Origin of the sequence: Agromyces sp. Marseille-Q5079 (assembly GCF_051016555.1) — a bacterium.
Classification (GTDB): Bacteria; Actinomycetota; Actinomycetes; order Actinomycetales; family Microbacteriaceae; genus Agromyces.
In genome coordinates this window covers 326096-345237 of the sequence record NZ_JBPEJF010000002.1, presented here as the reverse complement: position 1 = coordinate 345237, position 19142 = coordinate 326096, and the positions used below count along the sequence as shown (strand labels likewise).

The following is a 19142-nucleotide window of genomic DNA, read 5'->3' as shown; positions in this document are numbered from 1 at the left end:
GCCCGCGGCATCCGCCCCTCAGAACCGCACACACGAACGGAGCATCATGATCAACTCGTCCGACGAACTCGAGCCGGGTCAGCTCGCGCCCGACTTCGCGCTGCCGGATGCCACGGGCACGCGCCGCACCCTCTCGGAGTTCCGTGGCGGCCCGGTCATCGTCTACTTCTACCCGGCCGCGTTCACCCCGGGCTGCACGACCGAGGCCTGCGACTTCCGCGACAACCTGGCGTCGTTCCGCGCCGACGGCTACACCGTGCTCGGCATCTCGCCCGATCCGGTCGAGCGGCTCGCCGAGTTCGCCGCCGCCGAGCAGTTGGCCTTCCCGCTGCTGTCCGACCCCGACGCCGAGGTCGCACGGGCCTGGGGTGCCTGGGGTCAGAAGACGGTCGAGGGCCGCACCTTCGACGGCCTCATCCGCTCGACCGCCGTCGTCGACGCCGAGGGGCGCGTCGCCTCGATCGAGTACGACGTGAAGCCCGCCGGCCACGTCGCCCGACTCCGGGAGTCGCTGGGCGTGGCATCCGCCACCGAGGCGAGGACCGCATGAACGCGACGACCGTGACCGCGATCGACGCCTTCAACTCGATGACCCGCGAGGAGGCGATCACGACGCTGCGCCCGTGCGTCGACGTCGACCGCTGGTGCGAGCAGCTCGCCGACGCGCGGCCGTTCGCCTCCGCGGCGCTCCTGTTCGCGGCGGCCGAGCTCGCGGCGTCGCCCTTCGAGGCCGACGAGGTCGAGCAGGCGCTCGCCCACCACCCGCGCATCGGCGAGCGAGCCTCGGGTGCGCACGCCGAGGCCGCGCTGTCCCGCGCCGAGCAGGCCGGCATCGACCAGACGGATGCCGACGTGGCCGCCGCGCTCGTCGAGGGCAACCGGGCGTACGAGCAGCGGTTCGGCCGGGTGTTCCTGATCCGCGCCGCCGGACGCAGCGCGAGCGAGATCCTCGCCGCGCTCACCGAACGACTCGGCAACACCGACGCCGACGAGACGGCGATCGTGGCCGACCAATTGCGGCAGATCGCCGTGCTCCGGTTGAAAGGAATCTTCGCGCCATGAGCATCTCCCAGATCACCACCCACGTGCTCGACTCCACCGCGGGCATGCCCGCAGCGGGCGTCGTGGTCGAGCTCTCCGCACGCGACGGCGCCGGTTGGCGCCTCGTCGGCACCGGCACGACCGACCTCGACGGTCGGGCGAAGCAGCTCGGCCCGGCATCCGTGCCGACGGGGGAGTACCGGCTGCGGTTCGACACCGGCACCTGGTTCGCCGCCCGCGGCATCCCGACCTTCTATCCCGAGGTCCAGCTCGACTTCCTCGTCGAGGAGGAGGGACGGCACTACCACGTGCCGCTGCTGCTGAGCCCGTTCGCCTATTCAACCTACCGAGGAAGCTAGAGAGAAGAACATGACCGACATCCTCACCCGCACCGAAGACGCCGCAGTGAAGAACGCATCCAACGCATCGACCGCATCGAACGCATCGAGGAGCGCCGTGAACGACGAAGTGCACGCCAGCCCCGCCGGCATCGTGCTCGGGGCCAACCAGTACGGCAAGGCCGAGGTGCGCGTCGTCAAGGTGACCCGCGACACCGACCGCCACGAGATCGAGGACCTCAACGTCACCTCGCAGTTGCGGGGCGACTTCGCGGGCGCCCACCTCGACGGCGACAATTCGCACGTCGTCGCGACCGACACCCAGAAGAACACGATCTTCGCGTTCGCGCGCGACGGCGTCGGGTCGCCCGAGCGGTTCCTGCAGCGCCTCGCCGACCACTTCATCGGCTCGTTCGACTGGGTCACCGGCGGCCGCTGGCTCGCCGAGAGCTACGCCTGGGAGCGCATCGTCGCGCACGGCGAGCCGCACGACCACTCGTTCGTCCGCTCGGGCCAGGAGGTGCGCACCGCCGCGGTCGTCGCCGACGGCGACGTGCGCCACGTCTTCGCCGGGCTCAAGGACCTGACCGTGCTGAAGACGACGCGCTCGGGCTTCGAGGGCTACCCGAAGGACCGCTACACGACCCTGCAGGAGACGACCGACCGCATCCTCGCGACGAGCGTCTCCACCCGGTGGCGGTACGTCGACGGCGCCGAGGTCGACTACAACGCCGTCTACGGCAGCGTGAAGGCGATCCTGCTCGAGGCGTTCACCGAGAACTACTCCGCGGCCCTGCAGACGACGCTGTTCGAGATGGGCCAGGCGGTGCTCGAGGCGCACCCCGAGATCGCGGAGATCCGGTTCTCCATGCCCAACAAGCACCACTTCGTCGTCGACCTCGCCCCGTTCGGGCTCGACAACCCGAACGAGGTGTTCTACGCCTCCGACCGGTCGTACGGCCTCATCGAGGCGAGCGTCGAGCGCGAGGGCGCGACCAGCCCCGCCGAAGCATGGGCCAGCCTCGGCGCCTTCTGCTGATCCAGACCGTCGTGGGGGCCGGCGCCGCGCGTCGAGGCCGTGCGCCGGCCACCACGACTCCCCGCGGCCTCCGCCCGGGCCGAACCACGCCACTCACCGCAGCGTGAGCGCCCGCTCGCCGATGGCCGCCACCGCCGCCGAGCGCCTCTCGTCGTCGTCGATCGCGAACCACGTCGACGAGAGGGCGCACCAGGCGGTGAGCCAGTCGGCCAGCCGAGCCGGTTCGAGGCCGGTCGCGGCCACGACGACGCCGAACTGGCGCTCGAGGCGTCCGGGCTCGAGCGCACGTTCGTACGACGGGTTGCAGAGCAGGTTGCAGACGTCGAACGCCGCCTCGCCGGAGAGTCCCTTGGGATCGATCGCCAGCCATCCGCGCTCGCCGAAGTCGAGCACGTTGCCATGGTGCAGGTCCCCGTGCAGCACGACCGGATCGCGCTGGTCGTCGAGCAGCCGCGACGCCACGTCCGCGCCGCGGCGGTGGAAGGCGCCGAGCTCGACGCCCTGCGAGAACAGCTGGCGGAACCAGGTCGGGAGGTCGACGAGTTCTGGCGGCTCCTCGGCCGCGAGCACCTCGGCGGATGACGCGTGGATGCCGGCCGCGGCCGCGCAGATGATCCGCGTGGCGTCGTCGTCGTGCCCGTCGTGGACCATGCGCACGAGATCGCGCGCCCCGGTCGCCCGTTCGAGCAGCACGGCGGCACCGTTCCGTTCGAGCACCGCGGCGGCCCCGCGCCCGTGGAGTGCCGCGAGCAGGTCGGTGCCGCGCACCTCCTCGTCGGTGCGGGCCAGCTTCACCATCGCGGGCGTGCCGTCCGCCATGCTGACGGGCATGAGGGTGCTCGACGCCGTGGTGATCGGGTCGCCGTCGGGCCGAAGCCGCCATCGCCGCAACCAGGCGGCCTCCTCGGCGTGGCCGGGGTTGACGGGGCCGAAGTCGCTCACGACCGGTTCCACTCCTTGCCGGCCCACGGGTCGTAGTCGGCCAGGAGCTCGCCCTGCTCGGGACGCTCGGCCTCGGGCACGTGCTGCAGGTTGACGCGGATGCGGTACCAGAGCGAGCTCGAGCCGCGCATGCCGTCGACGAGCACGTCGGACGGATGCAGCAGCTCGACCACCTCGGGATGCTCCGCCTTCCAGCGCTCGAGCACCTCGAGCGCCTCGGGCTTCGTCTTCGTGCGGGCGATCTCGATGAGCGGCATGGTCGATGACCGCCGCCCCGAGCCGTCCTTCGAGGACGGCGGCTTCTCGGCCGGGCCGAGCTCCTCGGCGAGGCGCAGCAGCCCTTCGAGGCTGCCCACCGCGTCGTCGATGCCGGATGCCGCGTCCCCGCGCTCCGCGTACCGCTCGAGCACCGTCGGCACGGTGAAGCGCTCGGGGTGGGAGCCGCGCACCTCGCTCCAGTCGAGCGGCGTCGACACGCGGGCATCGGGCAGCGGACGCACCGAGTAGGCGGATGCCACGGTGCGGTCCTTCGCGTTCTGGTTGAAGTCGACGAACACGCTCTCGCCGCGCTCCTCCTTCCACCACCTCGCGGAGGCCATGCCGGGTGCGCGGTTCTCGACCTCGCGGGCGAAGGTCTCTGCCGCGAGTCTCACCTCGCGGTAGTCCCATCGCGGCTCGATGCGCACGTTGATGTGCAGGCCGCGCGAGCCCGAGGTCTTCGGCCAGCCGACGAGCCCGTGGTCCTCCAGCACTTCGCGGGCGACCATCGCCACGTCGACGATCTGCGCCCACTCGACGCCGGGCATCGGGTCGAGGTCCACGCGCAGCTCGTCGGGGTGGTCGAGGTCCTCCGCCCGGATCGGGTGGGGGTTCAGGTCGAGGCATCCGAGGTTCACGACCCACGCGAGCGCCGCTCGGTTGCGGATCACCGCCTCCTCGGCCGACGTGCCGCGCGCGTAGTGCAGTGTCGCGGTGTCGACGAAGTCGGGGTGGTTCTCGGGTACGCGCTTCTGGAAGAACGCCTCGGCGCCGATGCCCTTCACGAACCGCTTCAGCACCATCGGGCGTCCGCCCGCCCCGCGCAACGCCCCGTCGGCCACGGCGAGGTAGTAGTGCACGAGGTCGAGCTTGGTGATGCCGGGCTCGGGGAACACGACCTTGCCCGGGCTCGAGATGCGCACCTCGTGCCCGTCGACCTCGATGGTCGTGGCTTCGCCCTTCGACGGACTCACGGGTTCCACACTATGGCGGGCGCCGCTCGGGCGACAGGGGCAGCGAGGGGCGCCCAGGAGCAGCCGGGTGCGCCGCCGCTCGCCGTCCCCGCGTCAGCCGGGGCCGGCGGATGCCGCGGCGCGCGCGTAGCGCCTCGGCGTCTCGCCGATGACGGCGCGGAACTGCCGCGAGAAGTGCGCCTGGTCGGCGAACCCGAGGTCGGCCGCCAGCTCGGCGAGCGGGGGAGGGTCGGATGTCGCGAGCCGCTGCGCCGCCTCCTGCATGCGGTACCGGCCGATGAGCCACTTCGGCGTGAGCCCGAGTTGCTCGTGCACGAGCCGTTGCAGGGCGCGAGCGCTCACGCCGACCGCGTCGGCGAGCTGGTCGACGCGGAGGATGCCGCGATCGGTCTCGGCGAGGTCGACGATGCGCCGCAGCAGGTCGGCATCGGCGTCGGGCTCGAGCCGTTGGGCGCGGAGCCAGTGCTCGAACGCCGCGATCGCCACGGCGTCGTCGCCGGCGTCGACGGCCGCGCGGACCCGCTGCGGCAGCGAGGCGGTCGACGCGTCGTGCGAGACCCGGAGCGCGTCGAGTGGGATCGACGAGCCCACGAGCGCGCTCATGCGCCCCGCCACCAGCAGGTGCGCGACCCCCGGCTGCAGCAGCACGCCGAACGCCGCCCCCGACCCCTCGAGCCGCTGGAACCCGCGGCCGAGGGCCGGGCCGTGCAGCGCCGCCGAAGTTGCATCGATGACGAGGTTCGACGACGGGTACTCGAGCACGCCCTGCTCGATCACCACGCCGGGCGGCAGGTTCCATCGCGGGATCCAGACGTGCCGCACGAGGTGCGCGAGGTCGTCGCCCACGGCATGGCGGGCCAGGCGCACCGGCGCATCGGGGGAGACCGCCTGCTCGGCCGCGGCATCGGCCAGCGGCGCGATGCCGGGCTCGCCCGGCGCGTTCGCGAGCACGCCCTTCGTGGCGGCACCGCCCGCACGCCGGCGCCAGTAGTCGTCGCGCGCGTCGTCAGGCGCGTCGCCCGGCGCATCGCGCACCCCGCCATCCCGCATGCCCCCAGTATGGCCAGCGCCGCCGACGTCGCGTTTGTTCAAGACGCGCCGATGCGGTATCCGTACCGTGGCGGATGTCACGAGAACCCGTCACGACGACCGTCGCGACGCAGCACGAGGAGGAGACCATGACCGACTTCGACATGACCCTGTACGTCGCCGCCGACCCGGAGCGCGTGTGGAACGCCATCACGGGCGAGGAGGGCAGCCGCGCCGTCATGTGGGGTTCCGTGCTGCGCGGTGAGCTGACCCCGGGCGGCCGGTACGAGTACGTCGGACCAGGGCAGGACGGCGACGAGACCGTGCATGTCTACGGCGAGGTGCTGCAGGCGGAGCCCGGCGCGCTGCTGCAGCTGACCGAGCACCCCGGCCCCACCTACCGCGAGAACCACGCCGAGCTCACGAGCCGCATGACCTGGCGCCTCGAGGCCGCGGGCGAGAACCTCACGAAGCTCGAGTTCACGAACGACCAGTGGAGCGACGCGCACCCCTCCGAGGCGGAGAGCGAGGGGACGTGGCCGCTCGTGCTCTCGAGCTTCAAGTCGTGGATCGAGACGGGCAAGGCCCTGCCCTTCCCCTCCTGACGATTCCCGGCGACGCGAGCGGATGCCGCGGAGCAGACGGTGCCCGTCTGGGCTATCGTGATGCCACCGCGGCGTCCGCGGCACCGACCCGATCCGAAGGGCGAGCATGCGCCGCATCCCGGAGTTCCGCATCGTCCGCTGGGAGATCAAGGTGCTCTACGTCGTCCTGGCGTGGATCGTCGGGTACGTGGTCGTCGACCTCGTCCGTTCCATCGGGGCCCCGGTGGTCGTGGTCTCGCTCGTCGGCCTCGCGACGACCTTCGTGTCGTTCGCGCTCGCCGTGCGCATCTTCCGCGGCGCCGACGAGCCGGTCGAGCCGCCGCGGCCGTGGTGGCGCATGACGGCCTGGCCGACGCTGAGCCGCCGGCTCGGCATCCTGTTCACGGTCCTGGCCGTGGTGTGCACGGTCGGGATCACGCTGGCCGTCGCCGGGGTTCCCGGCACCGAGTCGACACTCGACGTGGGACTCGCCGCCGCCATCGAAGTCGCGGTGACGTGCGCGGCGCTCGCGTTCCTGTACCTGAACTCGGCGGTGCGGATGTCACGGCTCGGCATCGTGAAGCCCGTGCCGCTCCGCCCCGACGCCAGGCTGAAGTTCTAGCGGCTCCGGCCTTCGGGGCCCCGACGCCGGTGCGGAGGCCGCGACCGGCGGCTTCCGCGACCGTCGACGACCCCGTGGCTAGGATCGTGCCCATGGGGGACGACGCGGTCAGGCAGGCACAGGAAGCGGCGGCGGCAGCGGCCGAGGCGGCAGCGGCGCTGCAGGCACAGGCGGCGGAGGCGATCCGCAAGGCCGAGGAGGCGGCGGCACTCGCGCAGGCGGCGCTCGACGCGCAGCAGCAGGCCGCGGATGCCGCGGCGGCGGCCGTGCCCGCGGACGCCGGGGCATCCGCCCCTGACCCTGCTCCGGCTGCGCCCACCGCGGAGTCCGCACCCGCAGCAGGGCCCGCAGCGCCACCCGCGCCCGCAGCAGTGCCGGCCGGCCCGCTCGACGCCGACGCGGTCGCGGCGATCCGTGCCGGTTACGCGTTCGAGGGCGCCGCGCTCGAGATGGGCGCGCTCGTGAACGGCGAGGCGCAGCCCGACGTGCAGGTGCGCATCCCGCTCGCGATGACGAACCGGCACGGACTCGTCGCGGGCGCCACCGGCACCGGCAAGACCCGCACGCTGCAGGTACTCGCCGAGCAGCTCGCGGCCAACGGCGTCGCGGTGTTCGCCGCCGACATCAAGGGCGACCTGTCGGGCATCGCGACCCCCGGCGAGGGCAACGAGAAGCTGCTGAAGCGCACTGAGGGCATCGGGCAGGCGTGGGAGGCGGCATCCTTCCCGGTCGAGTACTTCTCGCTCGGCGGCATCGGCAAGGGCGTGCCCATCCGGGCGACCGTCGCGGGCTTCGGCCCGCTGCTGCTCAGCAAGGTCCTGGGGCTCAACGACACCCAGGAGTCGAGCCTCGGGCTCGTCTTCCACTACGCCGAGAACCAGGGTCTCGCGCTCCTCGACCTCGAAGACCTCCGCGCCGTGCTGCAGTACCTCACCGGCGACGAGGGCAAGGCCGAGCTCGAGGGCCTCGGCGGCCTCTCCAAGGCGACGGTCGGGGTGATCCTCCGCGAGCTCGTGGCGTTCGCCGAATCGGGCGCCGACGCGTTCTTCGGCGAACCCGAGATCGACACGGCGGAGTTCCTGCGCGTGGCATCCGACGGTCGCGGCGTCGTGAGCCTCCTCGAGGTGCCGGGCGTGGCCGACAAGCCCACGTTGTACTCGACGTTCCTCATGTGGCTGCTCGCCGACCTCTTCAACGACCTGCCCGAGGTGGGCGACCTCGACAAGCCCAAGCTCGTGTTCTTCTTCGACGAGGCGCACCTGCTCTTCACCGACGCCTCGAAGGACTTCCTGCAGCAGGTCGTGCAGACCGTGCGCCTCATCCGGTCGAAGGGCGTCGGCGTCTTCTTCGTCACGCAGACGCCGAAGGACGTGCCGGCCGACGTGCTCGCCCAGCTCGGCTCGCGCGTGCAGCACCAGCTGCGCGCGTTCACGCCCGACGACGCGAAGGCGCTGCGCGCCACCGTCTCCACGTACCCCAAGTCGGGCTACGCGCTCGAGGAGGTGCTCACGTCCCTCGGCACGGGCGAGGCGATCGTCACCGTCATGAACGAGAAGGGCGCCCCGAGCCCCGTCGCCTGGACGCGCCTGCGCGCCCCGCAGGCCCTCATGTCGCCGACGCCGGATGCCGCGATCGACGCCGCCGTGGCCGCGTCGCCGCTGCAGGCGAAGTACGGCGCCGGGGTCGACCGCGAGTCGGCGCACGAGCTCCTCACGGCCAGGATGAACGCCGCCGCGGCCGCAGCCCAGGCCGTCGAGGATGCCGCGGCGAAGGCGAAGGCCGACGCCGAGTTCGCCAAGCAGCAGGCGGCCGTCGAGAAGCAGCGCGCCAAGGAGGAGAAGGCCGCGCAGGCCGAGTACGACCGCATCATGAAGCAGACGAGCGGCTCGCGCACGACCTCCCGCAGCACCGGCGCCGGCCGATCGCGCGGCAGCACGGACTCGATGCTCGAGCAGGTGCTCGGCTCGAAGGCCACGCGCGACGTGCTCACGAGCGTCGTCGAGGGCATCTTCGGAACGCGCCGGCGCCGCTGATGCGCCGCTCCCAGCGCCCCAGCCTCATGTCGGACCGATGCCGTAGGCTCACCGATCGTGCCCGTTGAGTCGCCTGCGTCGCCCGAGTCCGCCGAGAAGCGGCATCCGTTCATCCGGGGCTATCGCCCAGAAGATCGAGCCGACGTCGCGCGCATCTGCCTGCTGACCGCGGCGGGCGGCTCCGACGCGAGCGGCGTCTACTCCGACGACGCGCTGATGCCCGAGGTGTTCGCACTGCCCTACGTGACGTACGCGCCCGAGCTCGCGTTCGTCGTCGACGACGGGGCGGGCCGCGCCGTCGGCTACATCATCGGCGTCGCCGACACCGCGGCGTTCATCGACTGGTGGAAGCGCGAATGGACCTCCGGCTTCGTGTCACGGCATCCGGCGCCCGGCCCTGCGACCTCGCACACGCCGACGTTCACCGAGGCCGACCTGCTGAAGGCGGGCGCCGACCCCGAGCGCATGCGCGTCGCCGGACTCGACGAATATCCCGCGCACCTGCACATCGACCTGCTGCCCGAGCTGCAGGGCAAGGGCTTCGGGCGTCGGCTCATCGACGTGCTGCGCGACGCGCTCGCCGCCCGCGGCGTGCCGGGGGTGCACCTCAGCATGGACCCGGACAACACGAACGCGCGGGCGTTCTACGACCGGCTCGGCTTCCACGAGCTCGCGGCGCACCGCCCGACGTCGCCGCTGCTCGGCATCGCGACCGCTCGCGCCGCCTGACGGTACCGCGTCAGCGGCTGAGCGAGCGGCGCTCGAACCAGTAGAGCAGGTGCGGGTCGGTCTCGCGCAGTTCCGCGAGGGTCACCGGTTCGTTGCGCACGATCTCGTCGACGTCGAGGATGCCCGCGATGCGGTCCATCGTCGACGTGTTCCAGAAGCGCCCGCGCATGCGGAACACGCCGCGGCCGTTGCGGCTCACGACGAAGAGCTCCTGCGTGGTCTCGAGGCTGTTGCCCTGGTAGAGCTGCACGCGGAGCACCGTCGCGATGTCGCGAGCCGGGATCGTGAACGTGCCGCCGAAGAACCCGCGCTCGACGATGCCGTAGCGGCTCACCGAGGCCTGCGTGCGCTGGTAGGCGATCCACGCGAAGGCGAGCAGGGCCGCGATGATCGCCGCACCCCAGACGAACAGCCACCAGGCGCTCGACGGATCGAAGATCCAGAGCTGCGTGGCGAGGATCGGCAGCAGCAGCGCCGCGATCGAGAAGCCGATGTTGCGGCCGAGGGTGCGACGCGGCCTCAGGGTGTACACCCTGAGGCCGTCGCCCCTTACTGCCCCGGATTCGGTGGAGGAGCCCCCTGCGTCCCCACTCCGTGTATCCACCTCTGCCGCTGACATCTCTGAAATGATGCTCGCGGCGGGGCCACCTGCGCTATTCGGCATTAATGAGGACACGGATGCCGCAGCGCAACGGGAGTGCGCTCGCAGGTGCCGGACATCCGTGGGCCTCGAACGCGAAACGGCCCGTTCACCAGGTGATCGGGCCGTTCGGTTCTGCTCTGCGGAGGATGGGGGATTCGAACCCCCGAGGGCTTGCACCCAACACGCTTTCCAAGCGTGCGCCATAGGCCACTAGGCGAATCCTCCTGATGACCCCTCACGCACCCGCCAGAGCCCGGTTACCCTTGCTGCGTTTCCGCCCTGGGGGAGTTGGCCTGGATGGCGCCACGTGAGGAGCCTCCGACAGTCTACCCGAGCCGCGGGTGCGAAATGACCGGGGCCGATTCCGCTCCGAGACGAAGGCCGGATGTCGGGCCACGCAGCGGCGTCCCCGATTCCGTGGATCGGCGGGGGATTCCCAGTCCGCTGGCGCTGCCCGCCCAATAGGCTGGGCGCGTGGCCCACCGCATTTACATCTGCTCTGCCGAGGGAAACACCGGAAAGTCGACGGTCGCCCTCGGCGCCCTCGACACGCTCACGCGGCGTACGACCAGGGTCGGCGTGTTCCGACCGATCGCCAGGTCGACCGACGAGCGCGACTACGTGCTGGAGTTGCTGCTCGCGCACGATGCCGTCGTGCCCCTCGCCTACGAGGAGGCCATCGGCGTCGACTACGACGCGGTGCACGCGAATCCCGACGAGGCGCTCGCCGAGATCGTGCGCCGCTTCAAGGCCGTCGAAGACCGGTGCGACGCGGTGGTCATCATCGGCTCAGACTTCACCGATGTCGGCAGCCCCACCGAGCTCGCCTACAACGCGCGCATCGCGGCGAACCTCGGCGCCCCCGTGCTGCTCGTGCTCGGCGGTCGCCTGGGCGGCGGTCGCCCGCGGGCCGAGCACATCGGCCACGCCGAGGCGCGCGCCCCCGACGAGCTCGCCCAGCTCGCCGACCTCGCGGTCGACGAACTGGCCCGCGAGCACGCGAGCCTGCTCGGCGTCGTCGTCAACCGCGCCGACGCCGACCGCCTCGAGGAGATCGTCGACGCCGTGCGGCCGGTCATGGGCCGCGTGCCCGCGCACGAGTCCGTGGGACACGACGACCGCGGCGCGGCATCCGTCGGGGTGTGGGCCATTCCCGAAGACCAGGTGCTCGTCGCCCCGTCGATGCGCTCGATCATGCAGGCCGTCGACGGCGAGCTGTACGCGGGCGACCCCGACCTGCTCGACCGCGAGGCGCTCGGCGTCGTGATCGCGGCGATGTCCATGGAGAACGTGCTGACCCGCCTCATCGAGGGGTCGGTCGTGCTCGTGCCCGCCGACCGCAGCGAGGTGCTGATCGGCGTGCTCACGGCGCACGCGTCGGCGACGTTCCCGTCGGTGTCGGGCATCGTGCTCGTCGGCGGGTTCCCGCTCACCGAGCAGGTCGAGCGACTCGTCGACGGCCTCCGCGCCGGGCTCCCGATCATCCGCACCGGCCTCGGCAGTTACGACACCGCGGTCGCGGTCACCCAGACGCGCGGGCGCCTCGCCGCCGAGTCCCAGCGCAAGCGCGACACCGCGCTGTCCCTCTTCGAGAAGCACGTCGACGGCCAGGCCCTGCTCGACCTGCTCGACGTCGCCACGCCCGAGGTCGTCACGCCGCTCATGTTCGAGTACGGCCTGCTCGAACGCGCCCGCAGCGCACGCAAGCACATCGTGCTGCCCGAGGGCTACGACGACCGCGTGCTCCGCGCCGCGGCCACCCTGCTCACGCGCGACGTCGCCGACCTCACGATCCTCGGCGAGGAGATCGAGGTGCGCTCGCGCGCGATCGGCCTCGGCCTCGACATCTCGCGGGCGACCGTGCTCTCCAACCACGACTTCGTGCACGTCGCGCGCTTCGCCGAGGAGTACCAGCGTCGCCGCGCCCACAAGGGCATCACGCTCGAGCAGGCCCGCGACACCGTGCAGGATGTGTCGTACTTCGGCACGATGATGGTCGAGCTCGGCCTCGCCGACGGCATGGTCTCGGGCGCGGCGCACACCACGGCGCACACCATCCGGCCGGCGTTCGAGATCGTGAAGACGAAGCCGGGCGTCGAGGTCGTCTCGAGCGTGTTCCTCATGGCGCTCGCCGACCGCGTGCTCGTCTACGGCGACTGCGCTGTGGTCCCCGATCCGACCGCCGAGCAGCTCGCGGACATCGCGATCTCGTCGGCCCGCACGGCGGCGCAGTTCGGCATCGAGCCGCGCGTCGCGATGCTCTCGTACTCGACCGGCGAGTCGGGGTCCGGAGCGGATGTCGAGAAGGTGCGCCGCGCGACGGCCCTGGTGCGGGAGCGCGCGCCCGAGCTCGCGGTCGAGGGGCCGATCCAGTATGACGCCGCCGCCGACGCCGCGGTGGCGCGCACGAAGCTGCCCGAGTCGGATGTCGCGGGGCGCGCGACGGTGTTCATCTTCCCCGACCTCAACACGGGCAACAACACGTACAAGGCCGTGCAGCGCTCGGCCGGCGCCGTGGCGATCGGCCCCGTGCTGCAGGGGCTCCGCAAACCCGTGAACGACCTCTCGAGGGGTGCCCTCGTGCAGGACATCGTGAACACCGTGGCGATCACGGCGATCCAGGCGGCGGATGCCTCGTGAGCATCGTCCTCGTCGTCAACTCCGGCTCGTCCTCCCTGAAGTACCAGCTGCTCGACGTCGAGGCGGGTGCTCCGCTCGCGAGCGGCCTCGTCGAGCGCATCGGCGCTGACGCCGGGCGTGCCACGCACAGCGTGCCCGCGGCATCCGGTGAGACCGAGAAGTTCTCCGTCGACGTCGAGGTCGCCGATCACGACGCGGCGTTCTCGCGCATGCTCGCGGCGTTCGCCGAGCACGGTCCCTCCCTCGAGTCGCACCCGCCCGTCGCGGTCGGCCACCGCGTGGTGCAGGGCGGCGCGCGGTTCTTCGAGCCGACCGTCATCACCGACCTGGTGAAGATCAACATCGACGAGCTCTCGGTGCTCGCCCCGCTGCACAACCCGGCGAACCTGGCGGGCATCCGCGCGGCCGAGCGGGCGTTCCCCGACGTCCCGCACGTCGCGGTGTTCGACACGGCCTTCCACCAGACGATGCCGCCCGCGGCCTACACGTACGCGATCGACCGCGCGCTCGCCGAGAAGCACCGCGTGCGCCGCTACGGGTTCCACGGCACCTCGCACCGGTTCGTCTCCCGCGCGGCGGCCGAGTTCCTCGGTGCACCGGTCGAGACCCTCCGCATGATCGTGCTGCACCTCGGCAACGGCGCGTCCGCGTGCGCCGTGGCCGAGGGTCGATCGGTCGACACGAGCATGGGCATGACCCCGCTCGAGGGCCTCGTCATGGGCACGCGTTCGGGCGACCTCGACCCAGCGGTGCTGCTGCACCTGCAGCGCCGCGCCGGGCTCGACCCCGACGCCACTGATCGGCTCCTCAACTCGAGGAGCGGGATCCTCGGCATGAGCGGTCACGCCGACATGCGCGACCTCGAGCAGGCGTACGAGGCGGGCGATCCTGCGTCGGTTGTCGCGTTCGACGTGTACGCGCACCGCATCCGCTCCTACGTGGGCGCGTACGCCGCCCAGCTCGGCCGGGTCGACGCGATCGTGTTCACGGCCGGCGTCGGCGAGAACTCGGCCCGGGTGCGGGCGGCCGCGCTCGCCGGGCTCGACTGGTTCGGCGTCGAGATCGACGAGGCCCGCAATGAGTCCCGCGAACGCGGCGCCCGGTACATCTCGACGGACTCCTCGCGCACCGCGGTGCTCGTCGTGCCGACCGACGAGGAGCTCGAGATCGCGCGCCAGACGCTCGAGGTCGTGCAGTAGGTCGCGCGAGCGCGTGGCCAGGCCCATGCGGCATCCGCAATTCTACAAGAACTGTTGTGCAATAACTCTTGTCGAATTAGCATGGCGGACATGGACACCCCAGCCGCGGCCGACCCGGCCGAACGCGACTCCACTCCGACGGATGCCCCGGATCGCCGCATCGGCGTGCACGACGCGGGCTCGATGCGCGCGCTCGCGCATCCGCTGCGGCTGCGCATCCTCGGCCTGCTGCGCGTCAACGGGCCGCACTCGGTCGGCATGCTCGTGCAGGAGACCGGGGCCGCATCCGGTTCCGTCAGCTACCACCTGGGCACCCTCGCGAAGCACGGCTTCGTGGTGCCCGCGCCCGAACGCGAGCGCGACGGCCGCGAGCGGTGGTGGAAGTCCGCGCACGAGATGACCGTGATGCACTCCGAGGAGTTCCTCGGCGACCCCGAACGGCGCGAGGCGTCCGAGGCGATGCGTCGCACGGTCCTGGAGTCCTACCACCGCGAGCTCCTCGACGCCCTCGACGCCGAGATCACGCTCGAGCCCGAGTGGGTCGCCGCATCCGATTCGAGCGACGGCGGTGCGCACCTCACCATCGACGAGATGCGCGAGCTCAGCGCCGAACTCGACGCCCTCCACGAGAAGTGGTGGGCTCGCGGCCGCGGCCGCGAGCCGAAGCCCGACACGCGCCTGGTGCGGTGGATGACGCACGTGTTCCCGCGGAGCGGGTCGTGAGCGCCGAGCCGCACGTGGCATCCGCGGCCCCCGCGCGCCCGACGATGCAGGCGCCTCGCCGCCGGCTGCCGATCCTCGCCCTGTTCGCGGCGCAGTTCTTCTCGCTCACGGGCAACGCGATCGCGCTCATCGCGATCCCGATCATCGCCCTGCAGCAGACCGGCTCCGCGCTCGCCGCGGGCGTCGCGGGCGTGTTCGCGACCGTGCCGCTCGTGATCGGCGGTGCGCTCGGCGGCGTGCTCGTCGACCGCTTCGGCTACCGCGTGTCGAGCATCGTGGCCGACGTCGCGAGCGGGCTCACGGTCGTCGCGATCCCGGTGCTCTCGGCCACCGTCGGCCTGCACTTCGGCGTGCTGCTGGCGCTCGTGTTCCTCGGCGGCCTGCTCGACCCGCCCGGCGACACGGCCAAGACCGTGCTCGTGCCCGACCTCGCCCTGCTCGCACGGATGCCCCTGGCCCGCGCCGCGGGCGTGCAGTCGACGGTGCAGCGCACGGCCATGATGATCGGGGCCGGCGTCGCGGGCGCGGCCGTCGCGCTCGCGGGGCCGATGCCCGCGCTCCTGTTCGACGCGGCCGGATTCCTCGTGTCGGCCGTGCTCGTGCTCGCGTTCGTGCCGAGGGCGGCGGCGACCTCGCCAGAGGCCCTCGCCGAGAACGAGGGCGCCGGGGGCGGATTCGTGGCCGGCATCCGCTTCATGGTGCGCTCGCCGCTGCTGCTCGCCGTGGTGCTGCTCGTCACGCTGACCAACGCGATCGATGCCGCGGGCATCACGGTGCTGAAGCCCGTGTACGCCACGGAGGTGCTGGGCGAGCCGGCGCTGCTCGGCGGCATGATCGCGTGCTTCGCCGGGGGAGCGCTCACGGGATCCGCGGTGTTCGGCTGGATCGGGCATCGCCGGTCGGGCCGGGTCATGTTCGCGTCCTGCTTCATGCTCGCCGGCGTGCCGCCCTACCTCGCGATGGCCCTCGAGGTGCCGCTTCCCGTGCTGCTCGTCGTGCTCGTCGGTTCGGGGCTTGCCGCGGGCATGCTGAACCCGATGATCGCCACGGCGATGTACCAGGAGGTGCCCGACGGCATGCGCGCCAGGGTGTTCGGCGCGATGACCGCGGGCGTCGCCGCGTCGATGCCGCTCGGCGCCCTGCTCGGCGGCCTCGCGGTCGAGCGCATCGGGCTGACGCCCACGCTCGTCGCGGCCGGATGCCTCTACCTGGTGCTCGGGGCGACCCCGCTGTTCGTGCGGGCGTTCAGCGGGCTGTCCGCGGGCGCCCGCGCCGGCGCGGGGGCGGCTGAGCGGACACCCGACGCCGAAGGGTCGCATCCGGTCGACTCGGGCGCCGCGGAGACCGCGGAACGCGACCTCTCGGCGTCGACGGGCGGCGTGCCTGCGCGCGGCGCGTCCGCGGACCGCGCCGCGGGCTGACTCAGCGCACGTGGCGTGCGCAGTCGATGCAGAGCTCCGCGGTGGGGCGTGCGTCGAGGCGGGCGACCGTGATGCGCTTGCCGCAGTTCGAGCAGATGCCGTAGCTCCCGTCGACGATTCGGGCGAGCGCGTGGTCGATGTCCGAGAGCTCGGCCCGCACGTCGACGAGCACGGCGCTGCGCTGGGACCACTCCTGCGTCATGGTCGGACCCTCGGGGTCGTGCTCGTCGTCGGCCGTGGCATCCGTCCTGGCGATGCGCACCTCCGTCATCACGCCGTCGAACTCCGCCAGTCGGTCCTCGGCCTCGGCGCGCTCGGCGCGCAGCCTGGCCTCGAATCGTGCCAGTTGTGCCGGTGTCATCATCGTCGCCGTCATGCCGCCCCCTCCGGTCATCGCATGCTACGCCCGAGCACGCCGGTCCGAGTGTCGGACGCGGCAACTAACATTGAGGCGTGGTCACCGCCCTGTATCGCCGTTACCGGCCCGAGACGTTCTCCGAGATGATCGGACAGTCGCAGGTGACCGATCCCCTCATGACGGCGCTGCGCACCGATCGTGTCAATCACGCCTACCTGTTCAGCGGCCCGCGCGGCTGCGGCAAGACGACGTCGGCGCGCATCCTCGCCCGTTGCCTGAACTGCGCCGAGGGTCCGACCGACGTGCCGTGCGGCACGTGCCCGAGCTGCGTCGAGCTCGCACGCGGCGGCGGCGGCTCGCTCGACGTGGTCGAGATCGACGCCGCGAGCCACAACGGCGTCGACGACGCCCGCGACCTGCGTGAACGCGCCGTGTTCGCGCCGGCGCGCGACCGCTACAAGATCTTCATCCTCGACGAGGCGCACATGGTCACGCCGCAGGGGTTCAACGCGCTGCTGAAGCTCGTCGAAGAGCCGCCCGAGCACGTGAAGTTCATCTTCGCGACGACCGAGCCCGACAAGGTGCTCGGCACCATCCGCTCGCGCACGCACCACTACCCGTTCCGCCTCGTGCCGCCCGGGCCGATGCTCGAGTACGTGCAGCAGCTCTGCACCGAAGAGGGCGTCGAGGTCGCGCCCGGCGTGCTGCCGCTCGTCGTCCGCGCCGGCGGCGGGTCGCCGCGCGACACCCTGTCGCTGCTCGACCAGCTCATCGCCGGGTCCGAGGGCACGAGCATCGACTACGAGCGCGCGGTCGCCCTGCTCGGCTACACGCACGGCGCCCTGCTCGACGAGGTCGTCGACGCCGTCGGCCGTGGCGACGCGGCCGAGGCCTTCGCGGCCGCCGATCGCGTCGTGCAGACCGGCCAGGACCCGCGTCGATTCGTCGAAGACCTGCTCGAGCGGCTGCGCGACCTCATCGTCGTCGCGGCGTCGACGCCCGAGGCGGCGTCCGCCGTGCTGCGCGGCGTGCCGGCCGACGAGCTCGCCCGCATGGCGACGCAGGCGGCGGCATTCGGGGCGGCCGAGCTCTCGCGCGTGGCCGACCTCGTCAACCAGACCCTCACCGAGATGAGCGGTGCCACGTCGCCGCGCCTGCACCTCGAGCTCATGCTCGCCCGTGTGCTCGTGCCCGCCGCCGACGACACCCAGCGCGGCGCGCTGGCCCGCGTCGAGCGGCTCGAACGCCGGGTCGGCGTGACGGATGCCGCGGGGTCGACGCCGTCCGCGGCGGCGGGCGAGCGCACAGCGCCTCCGGTCGCGCACGCCCCGTCGGCGTCGCCGCGCGCGGAGCAGCCCGCGGCGTCCGCCGCCCCTGCGACCTCCTCTTCGGGTGCCGGCGCCCCCGACGCCCGCGAGACGCAGGCCGGCGTCGCCGAGGCCGCTCGCGTGCTCGCATCGTCCGCCGTCGCTCCCGCCGTCGAAGCTCCTGCCGACGCCGCATCGACCGAGCCCGCCGCCGAGGCGACCCGCGCGGCGGCCCGCCCGGTCGGACCGGTCACGCTCCAGCAGATGCGGGATGCCTGGCCGGAGGTGCTCTCCTCGCTCCAGCGGGTCAAGCGCACCGCCTGGATGGCCGCCCTCACGGCGCAGGTCATCGAGTACCGGTCCGACGACGACGTGCTGGTGCTGGGCTTCCCGAGCCAGAGCGACGTGAACGACCTCAAGGGCGCCGCGGGCACCAAGAGTCCCGCCGAGCTCCTGCGCGCGGCCATCGCCGAGGTGCTCGGCGTGCAGGTCAAGTTCATCCCGCGGGTCGTCGGCGGCCAGGCGCCGCAGCCGACCGCGTCCGAGCCTCGGGCGCCGCGCGCGCCGTCCGATGCTCCGACCGCGTCGGTCGACATCCCGGCGCCGCCGCGGGCGGAGGCGCCGGCCCCGACGCGGTCGACGCCGGCGTCGTCAGCGTCCTCGACGTCGGCAGCTTCAACGCCATCCGCGTCCTCGTCGATGCCCGCACCGACGGGTCCGGTCGACTCCTGGGCGACGGTCGCGATTCCTCGAGACGAGCCCGCCGCGGAGGCATCCGGTGCATCGGCCACGGCCGTGCTGACGGCGGTGCGCGAGTCAGAGGCGCCGGCCGCCCGGCCGCAGACCGAGCGATCCGAGGCCGCCTCGTCCGACCCTCGAGGTGCCGCCGCCGAGCGGGCGACCGCCGGCGCGGCGCCGAGCGTGCCAGACGACCTCGACGCGCCCCCCTTCGACGAGGAGCCGCCGTTCGATCCCGACTTCGATCGCGCCGCGCCGGCCGACGAACCGGGCTCCGGTCCCGTGCCCTCCGCAGCGTCCGCGCGCCCCACGACGGCCGTCGCGCAGGCGCAGGCCGCCGAGGCGGGGGCATCGGGCGGCACGCCCGCGGCGCGCACGAGGCGACCCTCGTCGAACGCGTCGAACGCCGCACGTGACGGCATCCAGCGATACGGCGAGGCGGTGGTGCGCGAGGTGCTCGGCGCCACGTTCCTCGAAGAGGTCGAGGCGCCGCAGCGCCCCGGCTTCGGTGAACGGAGCTAGCG

At 72.4% G+C, this 19142-nt stretch carries 18 protein-coding genes, 1 tRNA gene and 1 other RNA gene; 13 read left to right on the top strand and 7 right to left on the bottom strand.

Annotated elements, in window-relative coordinates; translation table 11 throughout:
- The first annotated feature begins 46 nt into the window (after positions 1–46).
- The 4 genes from bcp to pucL all read left to right on the top strand — a co-directional run bounded on the left by bcp (position 47) and on the right by pucL (position 2418).
- Positions 47–550 carry a thioredoxin-dependent thiol peroxidase gene (gene bcp / locus ACR3IO_RS05335; RefSeq protein WP_434070567.1) on the top strand — a complete coding sequence of 168 codons (504 nt, stop codon included), beginning with the start codon at positions 47–49 and terminating at the stop codon, positions 548–550.
- Positions 547–1062, top strand: coding sequence for a 2-oxo-4-hydroxy-4-carboxy-5-ureidoimidazoline decarboxylase (gene uraD, locus ACR3IO_RS05330; RefSeq protein WP_434070135.1), 516 nt, complete (start codon positions 547–549; stop codon positions 1060–1062). Before bcp ends, uraD begins: the two co-directional genes overlap by 4 nt.
- Positions 1059–1400: a hydroxyisourate hydrolase gene (gene uraH / locus ACR3IO_RS05325; protein ID WP_434070134.1), complete on the top strand. Its 342-nt coding sequence runs from the start codon at positions 1059–1061 to the stop codon at positions 1398–1400. The genes uraD and uraH overlap by 4 nt, the downstream gene beginning before the upstream one ends.
- Before the next feature lie 97 nt (positions 1401–1497).
- Positions 1498–2418, top strand: coding sequence for a factor-independent urate hydroxylase (pucL, locus tag ACR3IO_RS05320; protein WP_434070133.1), 921 nt, complete (start codon positions 1498–1500; stop codon positions 2416–2418).
- A gap of 93 nt (positions 2419–2511) precedes the next feature.
- Here pucL and ACR3IO_RS05315 read toward each other — a convergent pair whose 3' ends face one another.
- The 3 genes from ACR3IO_RS05315 to ACR3IO_RS05305 form a co-directional block, all read right to left on the bottom strand.
- Complete coding sequence (locus ACR3IO_RS05315) at positions 2512–3360, bottom strand: aminoglycoside phosphotransferase family protein (protein WP_434070132.1); 849 nt, start codon at positions 3358–3360, stop codon at positions 2512–2514.
- Complete coding sequence (locus tag ACR3IO_RS05310; RefSeq protein WP_434070131.1) at positions 3357–4592, bottom strand: DNA polymerase domain-containing protein; 1236 nt, start codon at positions 4590–4592, stop codon at positions 3357–3359. Before ACR3IO_RS05310 ends, ACR3IO_RS05315 begins: the two co-directional genes overlap by 4 nt.
- Positions 4593–4685: 93 nt before the next feature.
- Complete coding sequence (locus ACR3IO_RS05305; protein WP_434070130.1) at positions 4686–5642, bottom strand: helix-turn-helix domain-containing protein; 957 nt, start codon at positions 5640–5642, stop codon at positions 4686–4688.
- A 74-nt stretch (positions 5643–5716) separates the two neighbouring features.
- Here ACR3IO_RS05305 and ACR3IO_RS05300 point away from each other — a divergent pair, with 74 nt between their 5' ends.
- The 4 genes from ACR3IO_RS05300 (at position 5717) to ACR3IO_RS05285 (ending at position 9589) form a co-directional block, all read left to right on the top strand.
- On the top strand, positions 5717–6226 hold the full coding sequence (locus tag ACR3IO_RS05300) for an SRPBCC domain-containing protein (protein WP_434070129.1): 510 nt from the start codon (positions 5717–5719) through the stop codon (positions 6224–6226).
- A gap of 106 nt (positions 6227–6332) precedes the next feature.
- Positions 6333–6827, top strand: coding sequence for a hypothetical protein (locus ACR3IO_RS05295; RefSeq protein WP_434070128.1), 495 nt, complete (start codon positions 6333–6335; stop codon positions 6825–6827).
- A gap of 92 nt (positions 6828–6919) precedes the next feature.
- Entirely contained in the window at positions 6920–8860 is a 1941-nt protein-coding gene (locus ACR3IO_RS05290; RefSeq protein ID WP_434070127.1) for a helicase HerA-like domain-containing protein, read from the top strand.
- Between the two features lie 57 nt (positions 8861–8917).
- The gene (locus ACR3IO_RS05285) at positions 8918–9589 is read left to right on the top strand and encodes a GNAT family N-acetyltransferase (protein ID WP_434070126.1); all 672 of its coding nucleotides are present in this window, start codon (positions 8918–8920) and stop codon (positions 9587–9589) included.
- 10 nt (positions 9590–9599) lie between these two features.
- Here ACR3IO_RS05285 and ACR3IO_RS05280 read toward each other — a convergent pair whose 3' ends face one another.
- From ACR3IO_RS05280 to ffs, 3 genes are all read right to left on the bottom strand, one after another.
- Positions 9600–10121: a hypothetical protein gene (locus ACR3IO_RS05280; RefSeq protein ID WP_434070125.1), complete on the bottom strand. Its 522-nt coding sequence runs from the start codon at positions 10119–10121 to the stop codon at positions 9600–9602.
- A 251-nt stretch (positions 10122–10372) separates the two neighbouring features.
- A tRNA-Ser gene (locus ACR3IO_RS05275) sits at positions 10373–10457 on the bottom strand.
- An RNA gene (gene ffs, locus ACR3IO_RS05270) (signal recognition particle sRNA small type) lies at positions 10456–10552 on the bottom strand. The genes ACR3IO_RS05275 and ffs overlap by 2 nt, the downstream gene beginning before the upstream one ends.
- 154 nt (positions 10553–10706) lie before the next feature.
- Between ffs and pta the strand changes: the two genes are divergently transcribed.
- The 4 genes from pta (at position 10707) to ACR3IO_RS05250 (ending at position 16215) form a co-directional block, all read left to right on the top strand.
- Positions 10707–12872 (top strand): phosphate acetyltransferase, encoded by a 2166-nt coding sequence (gene pta, locus ACR3IO_RS05265; protein WP_434070124.1) that lies wholly within the window; start codon positions 10707–10709, stop codon positions 12870–12872.
- The gene (locus ACR3IO_RS05260) at positions 12869–14071 is read left to right on the top strand and encodes an acetate/propionate family kinase (RefSeq protein ID WP_434070123.1); all 1203 of its coding nucleotides are present in this window, start codon (positions 12869–12871) and stop codon (positions 14069–14071) included. The genes pta and ACR3IO_RS05260 overlap by 4 nt, the downstream gene beginning before the upstream one ends.
- A gap of 90 nt (positions 14072–14161) precedes the next feature.
- Complete coding sequence (locus ACR3IO_RS05255) at positions 14162–14794, top strand: helix-turn-helix domain-containing protein (RefSeq protein ID WP_434070122.1); 633 nt, start codon at positions 14162–14164, stop codon at positions 14792–14794.
- Positions 14791–16215: an MFS transporter gene (locus ACR3IO_RS05250; RefSeq protein WP_434070121.1), complete on the top strand. Its 1425-nt coding sequence runs from the start codon at positions 14791–14793 to the stop codon at positions 16213–16215. Before ACR3IO_RS05255 ends, ACR3IO_RS05250 begins: the two co-directional genes overlap by 4 nt.
- 1 nt (position 16216) lies before the next feature.
- Here ACR3IO_RS05250 and ACR3IO_RS05245 read toward each other — a convergent pair whose 3' ends face one another.
- On the bottom strand, positions 16217–16609 hold the full coding sequence (locus ACR3IO_RS05245) for a TraR/DksA family transcriptional regulator (protein WP_434070120.1): 393 nt from the start codon (positions 16607–16609) through the stop codon (positions 16217–16219).
- A gap of 59 nt (positions 16610–16668) precedes the next feature.
- Here ACR3IO_RS05245 and ACR3IO_RS05240 point away from each other — a divergent pair, with 59 nt between their 5' ends.
- Positions 16669–19140 (top strand): DNA polymerase III subunit gamma and tau, encoded by a 2472-nt coding sequence (locus ACR3IO_RS05240; RefSeq protein ID WP_434070119.1) that lies wholly within the window; start codon positions 16669–16671, stop codon positions 19138–19140.
- Positions 19141–19142 lie beyond the last annotated feature (2 nt).

Coding starts and splice junctions, on each gene's coding strand:
- ACR3IO_RS05300 (WP_434070129.1), top strand. CDS start 5,717: ATGTCACGAGAACCCGTCACGACGACCGTCGCGACGCAGCACGAGGAG.
- bcp (WP_434070567.1), top strand. CDS start 47: ATGATCAACTCGTCCGACGAACTCGAGCCGGGTCAGCTCGCGCCCGAC.
- ACR3IO_RS05245 (WP_434070120.1), bottom strand. CDS start 16,609: ATGACCGGAGGGGGCGGCATGACGGCGACGATGATGACACCGGCACAA.
- ACR3IO_RS05255 (WP_434070122.1), top strand. CDS start 14,162: ATGGACACCCCAGCCGCGGCCGACCCGGCCGAACGCGACTCCACTCCG.
- uraD (WP_434070135.1), top strand. CDS start 547: ATGAACGCGACGACCGTGACCGCGATCGACGCCTTCAACTCGATGACC.
- uraH (WP_434070134.1), top strand. CDS start 1,059: ATGAGCATCTCCCAGATCACCACCCACGTGCTCGACTCCACCGCGGGC.
- ACR3IO_RS05290 (WP_434070127.1), top strand. CDS start 6,920: ATGGGGGACGACGCGGTCAGGCAGGCACAGGAAGCGGCGGCGGCAGCG.
- ACR3IO_RS05305 (WP_434070130.1), bottom strand. CDS start 5,642: ATGCGGGATGGCGGGGTGCGCGATGCGCCGGGCGACGCGCCTGACGAC.
- ACR3IO_RS05295 (WP_434070128.1), top strand. CDS start 6,333: ATGCGCCGCATCCCGGAGTTCCGCATCGTCCGCTGGGAGATCAAGGTG.